This is a genomic window from Vibrio sp. 10N.261.55.A7, assembly GCF_002877365.1.
Lineage (GTDB): Bacteria > Pseudomonadota > Gammaproteobacteria > Enterobacterales > Vibrionaceae > Vibrio.
Genome location: NZ_MCWZ01000113.1, coordinates 34,313 through 48,825, shown reverse-complemented (window position 1 = coordinate 48,825; position 14,513 = coordinate 34,313). Strand labels below are relative to the sequence as shown.

The 14,513-nt window shown below is 41.8% G+C and carries 12 protein-coding genes and 1 pseudogene; 2 read left to right on the top strand and 11 right to left on the bottom strand.

The window, feature by feature from the left end:
- The 9 genes and pseudogenes from BCU12_RS23105 to nadE all read right to left on the bottom strand — a co-directional run.
- A pseudogene (locus BCU12_RS23105) lies at nt 1-448 on the bottom strand (O-antigen ligase family protein); the annotation flags it as partial.
- 28 nt (nt 449-476) lie between these two features.
- Nucleotides 477-1,448, bottom strand: a complete 972-nt coding sequence (locus BCU12_RS08395; protein ID WP_102403887.1) for an NAD(P)-dependent oxidoreductase — start codon at nt 1,446-1,448, stop codon at nt 477-479.
- Nucleotides 1,449-1,454: 6 nt separating this feature from the next.
- Entirely contained in the window at nt 1,455-3,683 is a 2,229-nt protein-coding gene (locus BCU12_RS08390) for a polysaccharide biosynthesis tyrosine autokinase (protein ID WP_102403886.1), read from the bottom strand.
- An 11-nt stretch (nt 3,684-3,694) separates the two neighbouring features.
- Entirely contained in the window at nt 3,695-4,225 is a 531-nt protein-coding gene (locus BCU12_RS08385) for a polysaccharide biosynthesis/export family protein (protein ID WP_102403885.1), read from the bottom strand.
- Between the two features lie 2 nt (nt 4,226-4,227).
- Entirely contained in the window at nt 4,228-5,460 is a 1,233-nt protein-coding gene (locus tag BCU12_RS08380) for an outer membrane beta-barrel protein (protein WP_206748375.1), read from the bottom strand.
- Between the two features lie 36 nt (nt 5,461-5,496).
- Complete coding sequence (locus BCU12_RS08375) at nt 5,497-6,897, bottom strand: undecaprenyl-phosphate glucose phosphotransferase (protein WP_102403883.1); 1,401 nt, start codon at nt 6,895-6,897, stop codon at nt 5,497-5,499.
- A gap of 532 nt (nt 6,898-7,429) precedes the next feature.
- Nucleotides 7,430-8,434, bottom strand: coding sequence for an acyltransferase family protein (locus BCU12_RS08370; protein WP_133153834.1), 1,005 nt, complete (start codon nt 8,432-8,434; stop codon nt 7,430-7,432).
- A 123-nt stretch (nt 8,435-8,557) separates the two neighbouring features.
- Nucleotides 8,558-9,613, bottom strand: a complete 1,056-nt coding sequence (locus BCU12_RS08365) for a glycosyltransferase (protein WP_102403881.1) — start codon at nt 9,611-9,613, stop codon at nt 8,558-8,560.
- A 224-nt stretch (nt 9,614-9,837) separates the two neighbouring features.
- Nucleotides 9,838-10,668, bottom strand: coding sequence for an ammonia-dependent NAD(+) synthetase (gene nadE / locus BCU12_RS08360; protein WP_102403880.1), 831 nt, complete (start codon nt 10,666-10,668; stop codon nt 9,838-9,840).
- Nucleotides 10,669-10,801: 133 nt separating this feature from the next.
- On the opposite strand from nadE, the gene BCU12_RS08355 reads away from it, so the two are divergent.
- Together BCU12_RS08355 and BCU12_RS08350 are read left to right on the top strand one after the other, a co-directional pair.
- On the top strand, nt 10,802-11,314 hold the full coding sequence (locus BCU12_RS08355; protein WP_102403879.1) for a nicotinate-nicotinamide nucleotide adenylyltransferase: 513 nt from the start codon (nt 10,802-10,804) through the stop codon (nt 11,312-11,314).
- Nucleotides 11,315-11,352: 38 nt separating this feature from the next.
- Nucleotides 11,353-11,847, top strand: a complete 495-nt coding sequence (locus BCU12_RS08350) for a hypothetical protein (protein WP_102403878.1) — start codon at nt 11,353-11,355, stop codon at nt 11,845-11,847.
- Between the two features lie 113 nt (nt 11,848-11,960).
- Here the strand turns inward: BCU12_RS08350 and BCU12_RS08345 are convergent, their stop codons facing one another.
- Nucleotides 11,961-13,238, bottom strand: a complete 1,278-nt coding sequence (locus BCU12_RS08345) for a cytosine deaminase (protein WP_102403877.1) — start codon at nt 13,236-13,238, stop codon at nt 11,961-11,963.
- A gap of 9 nt (nt 13,239-13,247) precedes the next feature.
- Entirely contained in the window at nt 13,248-14,489 is a 1,242-nt protein-coding gene (gene codB / locus BCU12_RS08340) for a cytosine permease (protein WP_102403876.1), read from the bottom strand.
- Nucleotides 14,490-14,513 lie beyond the last annotated feature (24 nt).

The window sequence follows — 14,513 nt, the reverse complement described above, 5'->3', positions numbered from 1 at the left end:
CTTCCCCAGTATATGAAATCACTACCGTTTTATCAGAGCTTAGTGCCCATAAAATCACGAGTATTAGGCTAATTGTTAACGTTGAAACAATCACTTCTTTTTTAACACTGTATAGAAGTGAGACACAGATCAATGTGGTGAGGAACATTTGAATGCCACGCTTAAGTGACATCATTGGAAAATCAGACCATAGTGTCGATAGAATGGCAATAAGAGAGAATAAGAAAAGTGGATAACACTGTTGTATTGCGGCTAGCGTATACCTCAATCGAAAAACGGAATGAAAAAGACCTGCCATTAAAAAAATGAGTACAGCAATGTAACCATATAGGCCACACAATAGGAGGGAAAGCATGATTACTGTAGAAATAAAGTAATCATAGCGGACAGCCATTGGATGATGCTTATATTTCTGATCCAAATTGAGCATGTCTTGGCTAGTATCCACTATATTCATCTTCTATAGTTTGTACGATTTAATCGTACTTACCCGACGTATGTTCAGACCAATCGTTCAATGACGTTTTTAGGGTGTAGCGATAGGTGTAGCCGTTACTTGCCAAATAGTCAGCATCTATATTAGTCGAGCGAACGAGTTTAGTGATTCGTTCTGGGTTTATTCCAAGACCAAAGCCTTTAAAGCAGGCAATCAACTTTGCAGCCCCAAAGATAACCTGTTTAGGAATACAGATTTTTTTAACGCTGGGAAAAGAAACTTCAGTAAAGGTGTCAACGATTTGCTCAATATTGTACTTTGTTGGAAACGCACCGTTAAACGTCGCTACGTTTTGTTGAGCCATCTCAGAGAAGTGTGATGCGTGGACAAATTCAATTGCAGCTAATAGTTCTTTTACGTAGATGCATGCTTTGATCGTGTCTTTTCGTCCTGGGAATGGGAAATAACCCTTGCGTAAAACCGTTGCTAGTCGAGTAAAGTTGCCACCTTCTCCCTCACCAAATACGACGGCAGGTCTCACAATAGTGAGCTTACGTTCTTGATCATCATGTGCCCACGTCTGATGGATGACTTCTGCTTGAGCTTTAGAGAATCCATAGGCGGAATTGGGAGTGAGTGGTGAGTCTTCACTGCGACTCTCTTCATTTGGCCCATAAACGGAGATAGAACTGGTGAATATGATCTCTTTAACATCATTGCGTTTCGCGTATTTGGTCACTTCCAATGCACCAAACACGTTAGTATCAAAGTACTCTATGTCTTCATGACCAGGCGTTGTATGAACGGCTGCGAAATTGTAAACGCGTTCTATTTTATCGTTTATCGATAATTGAGATAAGTCACGGACATCAGCGGTAATGTACTCAACATCTGCATGTGTTTCACGAGGTGGCAAGATATCTAAAGCAAAGACTTTGTGCTTCTCTTCAACGAGCTGGCGAATTAAGTGAGTACCGATGAAGCCACTCGCTCCGGTGATTAATATGTTCATAGAGGCCTATGCTCCCTGCTTAGTAGACTTAGAATTCGCTTTGTACGCGTAGCTAGCGTAATAGGCGGTTGATTTACGAGAGCTTGGCTCTTTACTTTGATTTAAAATAACACCGTCAATTTTAATATCGTGGTTCAAGATGTCTGAGAGTGTTTTTCTTACATGTTTTGTTTTGGTTGAGCCAGCTTTAACAACAAGCATCAATGCCTGAGTTAAGTGACCAATGAGCAAGGCATCACTGACGACCATTGCTGGAGGGCAATCGATAATGATTTTGTCAAAGTGCTGCTCAAGTTTGGCTAATAGCTGCTCAAATTTCTTACTGCCTAACAGCTCTTGAGGATTAGGGGGAATAAAACCAGCAGGCAATACCGACAAGCCCGTTTCTTTATCGTAATAAATACAAGCATCAAGCTCTTCATCGAGCAATAGATGATTACTGAGACCGCTGCGACTCATGGATAAACCAAATAGTTTACCTAGAGAAGGTCGGCGAAGATCGGCATCAATTATGATGACGCGCTCCATCTTTGTTAGAGATAGTGCTAAATTGGTTGCCATTGTGCTTTTACCTTCAGCAGGAAGCGGAGAAGTAATGGCAAATAATTTACGTCCGGTATTTGCTGCGTTGAGCAATAGTCTGGTACGAAGGGAGCGAATGGCCTCAGAAAAAGCGCTGTTTTCAGTCATGGCAAAGCGTTCAACTTCTCGATTGGGTTTAGAAAACCATGAGCGTTTGAGTTTTGGCACCGATCCAATAGGTGATAACCCAATTTTCTCTTCTATATCACTAGCAAGCTCTAGGTCGTTACGCACAGACTCTCTTAAAATAACGATAGAACAGAGAACGATAACAGTCAGTATCGTGGCGATTAGAACGATTTTGAGTTTGCTAGGCTTAGTGGGTTTAAGCGGCATCAATGCATGGTCAGTAATACGAGCAACAGCTGCTTGGTAGTCACTTGTGACAGAGGTTTCTTTCTGGCGAGTGAGGAACAGGTCGTAGAGTTTTCTATCATTAAGAACTTCTCGCTCAAGCTTTTCAAACTCAGTGCGCTTTAAGGAAAGGTCTTGGAAATCGAGCTTCTTACTGTCAAGCTCTGAGAGCAGAGCTTGCTCTTGCTGTTTGGCAGCCGAATATTCTTTTTCTATTCCTTTTGCTAACTGAGATAGTACAAGAAGTGAACGATCTCTAATTGATTTAAGCTCGGCTTTTGCTTGAATCATCTTGTCATGCTTAGGGCCGTAACGCTTTGCTAATTGAGATACTTGTTTTTCTTGATCCGCTTCATTAAGCCTGAGATCGCGAATTTGAGGGTGGTTAGATATCTCAGTGATAGCGTATAAGTTAGCAATATCTTGGTTTCTATTTTGCTTTAGGACTGTATACAAAGATTCTGCTGCTAGACGACGATCTCGAGCATTTGCAATTTGAGTGGTAAGGTAGGTCAACTCGTTTGTTTGTAGTGAGTCGATGCCTCTTGCATCAACAAGGCCTTGCTCTTTTTGGAAGCGAGTCAGTTTAGCTTCAGAAATATTCAAGCTATAAGCGAGCTCTTCCAGTTTTTCGGTTATCCAATTCGTCGCTTCTTGGTTAATGAGTAATCTAGCTTCGATATTACTGTCTATGTAGGCTTGTCCAACTGCGTTTGCCAACGTTGCTGATGTAACCGGGCTGTATGACTCAAAAGAGATGTTGACCAATTGAGTTTTACGAATAGGGATGATCGAAAGTTTACTTTTAAAGTTTTTAAGAACTAAGCGTTGAGTCTGTATTGACTGGTTGTAGTCATCAGCCTTATCGGCAGTGTTATCTTGTGGGATAAGCAAGTTACGAAATGCGTAAATGTAGTGGAATACAAACCCTCGGATGCTAAAGTAACTGGCTTCTCCATTGAATTCTGGATTATTACCCAGCTGGAATTGCTTAATCACTTTTTCAGCAATGTGATTAGAACGCATGATCTCGTACTGCGTTTGATAATACTCTTGTTTGCTAGAATCGATACCGACTATCTCTTCAATCGATACCGCTTTGCTCGCTTTTGCTTCAATCAGAATTGTCGCTGTAGCGGTATAAATGGGAGACATTTGCTTGGTTACAAAATATGTGAATGCTCCAACAATCAGCGCTAGCGTTAGAATGACGACAGAATGTCTTTTCAATGCCGAGATATAGCGGCTGATATCAATGACACTTTCTTCTATTTTGAAATGTTCGTTGTTTTTATTCATGTAGTGCTAGCTTAAAAAAAGCTTTCCTTGATCGTAATAATGTCACCAGGACGTACATTCTTGCTCAACTTAATTTGAGCTGATTGGATGCCAGAGGCATTATTCGTAATTGTGATGCTATTTTTAGCTGCTCTATCGGTAAAGCCACCGGCCAATGCAATAGCTTTATTAACCGTAAGGCCAGGCTGATACTCGTATCCGCCAGGATTTTTTACCTCACCGTTAATGTAGATCTTTCTGAATGACAGAACACTTACCATGATCTTAGGCTCGATTAGGTAGTCGCCTTTCAAGCCTGATGTGATTTCATTCTTTAATTGTTGTGTGGTTTTATTTAGTGCTCGAATTTGACCAAGATATGGGTAGTCGAATACACCATCTGAGCTGATAAACAACTCTTTGAAAGAAAGCTCCGGTTCGCCATAAACGTGGATTTGTATTTTATCTCCAGCACCTAACACGTAGTTACTATCGCTAGAGAAGCCAAAGGATGAATAGAGCGCGCTAGTCGCAATAATGAGTAGATGAATAAATATCTTCATAGTTACAGTTCAATTTTTGTATAGAGTCCAATCAACCGCTGCTTATAACGGTATATGTCTCGGTTCGAGTCTTTGTCTTCCGATGATAGGTAGACGCCGAAATTGATAATGTGGCTGAATTGATAGTTCATGTCTAATTTGTACAAATATGTGTCATCTACTCGGCTTCCAGCTTGATTGCTTGCTGTGAAATCATCATTCTCCCAACCCATTAGAATCGTTGTAGAAAAGCGCTCAAACCACCCTTGTTTCCAACTTAGATTTGCGATGGTTTCATTCACATAGTCACCAAACTGGTCAGGATCTTCGGCTGATAGAGACGCGATTAATGAAAGCTTTGTGTGGCGTTGTGGTAACCAACCTGTTTTAACTTTCCAGCTTAAACCTGTGAAATCACTTCGGTTCTTAGAACTAAAATCTTTGTTTTGTAGTCCAACTGACAATTCTCCATATGTTTTCTCGGAAATATCCCAAAGAGTACCAATTGAGTAATAGTCGTTTACATTGTCACGACTTGGGTTAGAGGAATGCGCGTATTGGTATTGTTTGTCATTTCTTTCTAGCGAAAACACCATTTTCGTTGATGCTCTTACGCGATAGATAAATGCCGCAGAGTAGAGGTTTGCTGAATAGTCACTGAACTGGCTACCAAACTCACTATTTCCAGAAGTGTAAAGTCGGAAATTGTTGTAGCTTTTGTTTTGGTAACCAATACCGGCTTTTATCTGGCCAGACGCATTTTTTGAGCCGTATGTATATCCTGCTGCCACATCGTGTATGTCATAGCTAACTGGCTCTTCGAGGTTAAGGCTTGCGAGTACACCTTCACTTAACTCGGTTCCACGTTCTTCATGCGTTGAGTGGTAGGAATAAATGAGTGATAGGTTGTTTCTAGCATTGAAGCTGAATAAGTTATTCGTTTCTAAATAATGATCCGTATAGTTATCTTCACTGCTACTGAAATAATGACCGGCATCAATGGTATATAGAATACTAAAACGACTTGCTGAAGGTTTGTATGTATAGGCAATGCCCGGCATGACCTTTACAAATGTAGAGTCGATAGCAGCTTGGCTAGAAGCTTCTCGGGTTAAATTGTCGTTATAGCCAGTATCAATATGAATAATCGGTGTGAAGGGTGAGTCTCTAAATTCATTAAAATCAAAATTTATAGGATTCGCCATCAACGTGAAGTGAACGCCAGTTAATACAGCGAAGGTCAGAACTTTCTTCATATGTGTAGATATCCGTATCATAAAGTTGCCAACTGACTAATAAGCATTCTTGCCAGTAAATCCTTTGAATATGGTCAAAAATACAATTTTGATGTCCATCCATACTGACCAGTGATGAATATAGGCAAGGTCAAACTCTACGCGCTTTTCCATCTTGTCTAGTGTGTCAGTTTCACCGCGGTAACCATTAACCTGTGCCCAGCCGGTGATCCCGGGTTTAACTTTGTGTCTCAACATGTAACGATCTACGATTTGGCGATATTCTTCATTGTGAGTTACCGCATGAGGGCGAGGGCCAACAATAGACATTGTTCCGCCTAGTACATTGAAGAACTGTGGTAGTTCATCTAGAGAAGTACGGCGTAAGAAGCTACCTAAAGGTGTGATTCTCGGGTCGTTTTTTGTTGCTTGTTTGACATCTTTTCCTTGCTCCATAGTACTCATAGAGCGGAATTTCCAAACCTTGATTTTTCGGCCATCTAGTCCGTAGCGGTCTTGCTTAAATATGACAGGACCTTTCGATGTTGCCTTCACGGCAATAGCAATGGCGATTAGCACTGGAGAAATCAAAGTGACAATAATCGAAGATAATATGATGTCTTCTAAGCGTTTAACCCATGATGCAATACCAATAAATGGTGTATCGAACACACTTAGTGTTTGTACGTGTCCGACTTGGTCCCAGCGAGAGTGCAGCAGATTGTATGTGAAAAAGTCCGGAACAAGATAAGTATTGGCTGTCGTGTCGGAAAACTGGTTTAGGAATTTGGCTATACGCTCATTCGCATGCATTGGCATCGCGATGTACACATAATCTACTGCACCACTTTTCGCTTGATCTAGGGCATCTTGAACGTTACCTAAGATTGGGTAGTCATTTTCAGAATCAGAACGAAAGGCATTTCGCTCATCGTAAAACCCTTCAAACTTAACGCCGTGGTATGGGCGGTTGACGAGTTCATTCGCTAGGCTTATTCCTTGGGACGTATGGCCAACGATAATGGCACGCCTTGCGTTATAGCCTACATGTCTTAGCGAATTAAGAGTGATGCGAATGACACTGCGCCATGTAACGAGTGTCAAAGGAGCAGCTACAAACCAACTGCCTAGTACGACACGCGAGAACTGGTCACTGGTTCCTGTAAAATAGATAACTGTGACGATCGTAATCCCACAGATTAACCAACAGCTGAATGTGGTCACCACGTGGTCACTTAATGACGTGGTTCTCCATGAACGATAAAGGTTAATTGTTTCACCGAACAGCAAGAACAGTAGTGCCCCTAATGCGCCGATTAACAAATAGTCTTTCGTAAAGGTAGGAAGGTAGAAATGCCCAATGAAAAGCAATAGAGAAAAGATGATGCAAACATCGGCAATGCGATAAAGAAATGCAAAGCCTGTCTCATGTGAACGTATTAACCCAGATTGACTCATAGTCTTATTCCATTTGCTTTCCTGCACGCTACCGCCCATGAGTTATGGTTCTCAGCTTCCGTACAGTTCTTCCTTGGCTAGTCACGATCTCATTTATTTCGTGGCTAGAAATGTGCTGCTAGTTTAGTAATTTGCAGTTATCAAGGCAGTGGAATAAAGAATGAATTTTAGACTTTCGGATAATAGGATTTGTTAGTTATAAAGTCGTACTTGAGAATGGTGTTATGGAAAAAGTATGGTAAATGCACTAGTTGAAGTAAAACTAAAGGTCTATCTAAGAGGCGAATCATAGATAGTAGGTCTGAGTATATGGGGAACCTACTATCTATGCGGGAAACGATTAATCAGTCTGTTCTTTTAGAAATATTTAACAAAGTAAAGTCGATTAACATTAAAGGTGATCTAGTTATTTAGTCTTAGAAAGGATGGTATGTGCATGCTCACCCTCTGAGACTAGTCTTTGCCTGCAAAAGCAATCTTTGCTTATTCCATTGGAACTGAGCCGTTAATAAAATATTGCGTTTAACAATACCTATCGCCCCCCCAGTATCACAGATGAAAAGTTAGGCAAGAGTTTTTTAAACGGTTTAACGAGTGATATACACAACAGAACCGTAATGATTGGAGCGAATACCCAATAGATGTAATAGGGAAGCTCTATAGGTAACTTTTGGAAAACAATCCACAAAATCAATATTATTGGCCCGTGCGCGAGAAAGGTGACAAAACTAAAGCGACAGTTAGATTTGAGAAAACCATGAGCTTTAGTTTGTTTGACGAGTGACATTGCAGGCCAGATTAAAAACGGTGATAGTAATCTGAAAAGCTCCAAATTGGTGATTTTGAAGGTAACAATACCAATGCAAAATGCCAAAAAGATGAAAAGAAGATGTTTAGCATATTTGTCTAGGGAAGTAAGCGACCAAGACTGCTTTGCTGCCAATCCACCTAGATAAAAGCTTACTAACATGCCATTACGAAGAACAAAAGGACCTTCTAAATTAAAGTAGTAGACGATGAGCACAAGGCACAAACCCAAGTAAGGTATTCGTTTTAACAAAAAACCAAAGAGGGGAGATAACAATGAAACAGCAAATAAATCACGTAGAAAATTCAAAGGGTAATTAGCTGGTGATTCGAATAATCCTACTAAGGCGTTTATCCAGCTCAATGCATCAAAGGGGTACAGAGTATCGCTAAAATTATGGGACAGTAATCCATAGCGCTGAGAAAGGTAGATTGCAACTACAAATGGTATATTCCAAATAATCAGTGGGAATAGTACGGTTTTTACTTTTTTAGAGACTAACTTAACCGGTTCCAAATATAAGCCTGATTGAAAGACAAGGTATCCCGAGAGTACTGTTAAAACAGGCACGGTCGCTCTAAAAACGCCATGAGTAAAAAATGCTTTTATGTGATCGAATACTGATATGACTTCGTTCAAAGGTTGTGAAGGTGGTAAATGCAGTATGATTATCCCAATAACCATGAAGTATCGTGTTATCCAGATTCGTTCACTTATCTCTTTGTCCAAAATATACTCCGTTAAATTTTTGGTGGTTTGCGCTTTAAATATGATGAAATTTTTCTTAACGAAGCAAGAGTTAGATCGTCGTGTATCTGATATGACCTAGCAACTAGTTCGAGGGTTATCTTTCTAATTGTTCATTATCGTTTTATATTCTGAAAGGTAGCGTTTCCCAGCAATTTCTAATGAGAGAGTAGATTGAATGTACTCCCTAGGCTTAAACGTGAATAACTGCGAAATGAAAGCATCACAAGTTGATTCAAACTGTTCGATTTTAAATCTCATCCCGCAGCGGTCATCGAAGTAAGGTACAGATGACGCCTTGACCGTAGAAGAATTGTATTTAGCTAGCTTTGGGTCGATGATTTTCTGTTCATCCCAAGCTAAAACGGGAATATTGGATGCTAAGGCTTCTTGATAGGCTAGACCTTGAGTTTCATGCTCATTGACATAAAGAAGGGCCTTTGATGATGACAGTGCTTCAAGGTAATCAGAGAAGCGGTGTTTACCATAATGTATGGTTTTATAAGCAAGACCGCGTTTATCGAGGTGCGCCTTTATTCTATTTATAACTAGTTTATCTTTACTTGCTCTATTCCAATGGATTTTGTCATAGATAAGAAAATCAAACTCTTTTGGTTGGCACGAAAGGTCTACCAATTTTTCACTATCAATCCCAGAAAACCAAGACATCGTTTTACCGCCACAATATGGCTTGTAAATATTCGAAAACCAATCACTAGGCTGAATCAGCTTAATAAAGCTGGGGTCGTTAACCACACGATGGGCCTCTTCAGGTAAACCATAATCCCCTGGACCAAAAATTTTGGGATTACATAGTGTTACGTTGTCTAGTACAGATGGGAAGCCTGCAATGCCGATAGGGTAGCTTGGGTGTTTTTTGGCTAAGTTGAAATCATTGATACGAACATCGCAACCAATGGACTCTAGACTTTTGATTAATCCCAAGAAGGCTGAGTAAAACCCCGTATGTGACTGCTGTTTGAATAAAGCGCGCTTGAAATTGCGAGTTCTGTGGTGAACAAAGGAGTAACAATTTCCGAGGATACCTTCTCGCGCTTTTAGGTCGTAACCATCAAAAAATAGAAGTACGAGTGGTCCTTTCTTTGTTTTAATCAAGCCATCAAGACTTGTCTCTTGTTTATCTTTTAGGATAGTGCCCATCCAATGGCTCCTAGGTCCAATACATAAGGACGAAAATTACGCACAGTTTACTCGGGCTTTTAGGTAGGATAAATCGGCCAAAACTCGTTTGAACGATTGGGCTAGTATGGATTTAGTACTAAATTTGAAGTCAGATTAGTGTTCTGCGTTTTTCTATACTAGTTTCGAGTATTGGTAAACACTTTAAGAAAGCGCTCACCAATACGATTGAAAACATTAGTCGATTAGTCGTAGACGGTTGGGATAGGTAAGCGCTTATGTTGAGTTGCTGAGTAAATGCCGATCAAGCGTTCTGAAACTTCCTTGCTGACAGGCTTACCTTCTAGGAAATCATCAATTTGATCGTACGTTAATCCTAAGGCGGTTTCGTCAGCTTTTTGTGGGTCAAGTTCTTCCAAGTCGGCTGTCGGTACTTTCTTAACGAGTAGCTCTGGCGCACCCAATGTATTTGCCAGTTCACGAACTTGACGCTTACTTAAGCCAAATAAAGGTGCTAGGTCGCAGGCGCCGTCACCAAACTTGGTATAAAAACCTGTAATGTTTTCCGCTGAGTGGTCAGTCCCTAAGACAAGGCCTCCGACATAACCGGCGATTTCATATTGAGCAACCATACGTGCTCTGGCCTTGACATTACCTTTTACAAAATCAATCTTAGCTTGTTCCTGAGGCAGCAAGCCTGTTCCTTCTAGAGCAATATGAGTTGCCGCGTGGATACCGTCAACGCCTTGTTTGATATCGACAGAAACAGATTGCGTCGGTTTGATAAATGATAGCGCTAATTGTGCTTCGTCTTCATCTTTTTGGACTCCATATGGAAGTCTAACAGCAATGAACTGATAGCCGTTGTCAGATGATTGTTCGTTAAGCTCATCAACCGCTAGTTGGGCTAAGCGACCGCATGTTGTTGAATCCACACCACCACTGATCCCTAATACTAGAGACTTACAACCTGATTGTTGTAGCTTCGTTTTTATGAATCCAACACGGCGCGAAATTTCAAAAAGTGGGTCAATTGAAGGGAGTACGCGCATCTCATCACGAATTATCTGTTCCATTAGTTTACCTTTCCTGCAAGCGATAAAGTTTAAATAGTTATTAACCTGATCTCAGGTTATTTAGTATTATCATACCTTAAAGACTGAGTGAGAAAACTGAGAAAAGAGTTTTCATTAAAGAATAGGATGTTAAATGAGCAAAATAGCGGTGTTTGGTAGTGCGTTTAATCCGCCAAGCCTTGGCCATAAAAGCGTCATCGAGTCGCTTGCGCATTTTGATCAAGTGTTGCTCGTACCAAGTATTTCCCATGCGTGGGGCAAAGAGATGTTGGATTACACTATTCGTTGTCAGCTTGTGGATCTGTTTATAGAGGAGCTATCCACTAAAAACGTCGTTCGAAGTGATGTTGAAGAGCAATTATTTGTTCCCAACCAGCCAGTCACGACCTTCTCGGTACTTGAAACACTGCAAAAGCAATTCCCTGAAAGTGAACTGACCTTTGTCATCGGCCCCGACAATTTGTTGAAGTTTGGGCAATTTGCGCGCTCAGATGAGATTCTAGAGAAATGGAATGTTTTAGCATGCCCTGAGAAGGTGAAAATTCGCAGTACCGATATTCGCTCGAAACTTGCTCACGCTTCCAGTATTGAAGGTTTAACCACACAAAAAGTCGCGATTTTATTGAAAGAATTGTCAGTATATTAGATTATACGACCAAAGTATGATGTAACCGGAGTAAGTGAATGGGACGCTTAAAAGCAACTTTGATGTTGCTAGTATTCACTTCTTTTGGAGTGAATGCGTGTCACCTTTTTGAACCAACCCCTAATTATGGCGTTGATTCAGTAGTCATGAGTGATACCACTGGTGTGTGTTTTTCTGTAGATGAAACGCTAAATTATGCCCAAAAACAATGGCTAGCGCTGAGTAATGTGTTAAATGACGAACCTACGACGATAGGCTCTTATTGGGATGACTGGGTATTGAACTCGGCAGCCGATCCTTTTATGACACAGAATATCTCGAGCAACTACTTTGGATTAGGGGTTTGGATGCCTCAACACCTAGAAGATGAATTAAGTTCCATGAGCGCTGAAGAATGGTTGATGAGCCATGGAGTGCAATTTAGTGTGGGATTTGGAGACAAAAAGTCAGGACAGCCAAGAATGCGTTTAGATTATCGATGGCATGAGAAATATGATCGTGATGTCATGATGCAGGTGGAAGTACCTTTCTAAAACTTTCTTGCTGAGTATCGTTCAAATAAAGAACTGGTTTTATGGAAAAGGGAAATGAATGCCTCTGGTTAGAGTTAGCATCATTTCCCTTTGTTGTTTTTGTGAGTTGATTATTAGCGTTTGAAAGTGACCTGTTCACTTTCATCAAGTGTAATCATCGTTTCCGCTGGTTTTGTTTCAGCGATCACTTTGCCCTGTCGGATAGAGTAGCGAACAGGCACTTGACGACGGACGGCATCGAAACCATTTTCTGCTGGCAGAATGATAAGGTTTCCAACCTTGCCTTCCTCAATACCATACTGGTCTTGAATATGAAGTGTTCTCGCTGAGTTCGTGCTTATCAGATCTAGTGAGTTGTTGATCTGGTCATATCCCATGACTTGGCAGACATGAAGCCCCATGTGCAGAACCTGAAGCATATTCGCTGTGCCAAGCGGATACCAAGGGTCAAACACATCATCGTGACCGAAACAGACGTTGATATTGGCAGCCAACATTTCTTTCACTCGAGTGACACCACGACGCTTCGGATAATCATCAAATCGACCTTGTAGATGAATATTTACTAAAGGGTTCGCAACAAAGTTAACGCCTGACATTTTCAATAATCGAAACAAACGTGACGCATAGGCGCCGTTGTATGAGCCCATCGCTGTCGTGTGGCTTGCGGTGACCTTCTCACCCATCTCAAACTTGTGAGCGAGTGCCGCGAGTGTCTCCAGAAATCGAGATTGTTCATCATCGATTTCATCGCAGTGAACATCAATCAGACGATCGTATTTTCTAGCAAGGTCAAAGACATAATGGAGGGATTCAACTCCATATTCACGAGTGAACTCGAAATGTGGAATTGCACCAATTACGTCAGCGCCTAGTTGTACAGCTTCTTCCAGTAACTCTTTGCCATTTGGATAAGAGAGAATGCCTTCTTGAGGAAAAGCGACGATTTGTATGTCAATCCACTCTTTCATCTCTTCGCGCACTTCAATCATGGCTTTTAGCGCAACTAGGGTTGGGTCAGAAACATCAACGTGCGTTCGCACATGCTGCACACCATTGGCGATTTGCCACTTCAAGGTTTGCTTAGCGCGAGACTTTACATCCTCAATCGACAACGTTTTTTTGCGTTCAGACCAGCGTTCAATGCCTTCAAACAAGGTTCCAGAAATGTTCCAGCTTGGCTCACCCGCAGTTTGAGTGGTGTCCAGGTGAATGTGTGGCTCACAGAAAGGAGCTATCGCCAAGCCGCCATCTGCGTCTAGGGTTCGGCTAACCGATGGAGTCGACTCATCACTGGCGAGAATACGAGTAATGACGCCGTCCTCAATGAGAATTTGGCTAAAATTGTCATCATTATTGAGTCGCGCATTTCTAATCAATAGGGTTGTCATGCTTGTTCCTTACGCCACGGACTTTTCAGTGTGAGCTTCTTTGTTAAATAGAGCGTTTAATGCAATGTAGCTTAATGCGCCGCCTAATACAGCATTAATAGGGACGACTCCCGGTAGAAAGTGTCCGGCTGACACGCCAATGGCGACGGCAATAATGCCTGCCCAGTTGATGGTTTTGAACTTGGCCTCAGTAAAGTTTTTGTATCGCTTACGATTGAGAATAAAGTCGGTAATGATGACGCCACCAATAGGTGGAATGGCCAGAGATAAGAACGTTAGCCAGCCAACAAAATTATTGTATAACCATAACGCGCACAAAGTACCAATCACACCATTCGCCATTGAAAGGTATTTACTTGGCAATCCTGTGATGTTCGAAAAACCGAGACCAGAGGCATAGAGCGCATTGTCATTGGTCGTCCAGATGTTCAGACCTAGCACGATGATCGCGGGAATCAGCAAGCCTTGAGCCATCATGACTTCAGAGATGTCTGATTGGCCCGTTGCTGCAGCGCCAGCCGCACCAAAAATGAACATTAACGAGTTGCCGATGAAGAATGCAATCATAGTAATTAGGACGGCACTCGCTGGCTTTTTGCCAAAGCGGACAAAATCAGCGGTTAGCGTTCCTGCACTGATAAACGAACCCACAACCATCGCGAGTGCAATCGAGAAATCAATGGGTTGCTCTGGCTGAATTTTTTTCAACTCTGCCACGCCCCCAACACTGTCAACTGCTTGGAAGACTGAAAAGCCACCGAGCAATGCTATTGCGGGTACGGCAATGGCAGACAATACCATCAGTGCTGAAATGCCGAAGTAAACCGTCGCTGTCATTAACAAGCCAGAAACAATGATCAATGTATTAGTATCAATGCCTGTCGCCATATGGACTGGAATGGCAAACATAGCGACGCCCACGCCAAACCAACCCACTTGCGTGCCACCAAGTAGTGCGGATGGCAGCCATGACCCTTTCGAGCCAAAAGAGAATCGCGCTAAAAGGTGGGTAGACAGGCCTGTCGAAGCGCCAATGTAACCAAGTGCAGAGGTATAAATACCGAGAATGAGGTTACCGATCAGAACCGCTAAGAAAAAGTCGTTGAAGGTTAAGCCCGTGCCAAGCGAACCACCTGTCCACATACTTGCCGAGAAAAAAGTAAGCCCTAGCATGACCATGGTTAAAGGCAGCATGCCCTTTCTTGCCGATAAAGGCACAGGACCTAGACCGTAGTTATTATCACCAGACATATACTTCTCCACATTAGTTAACAG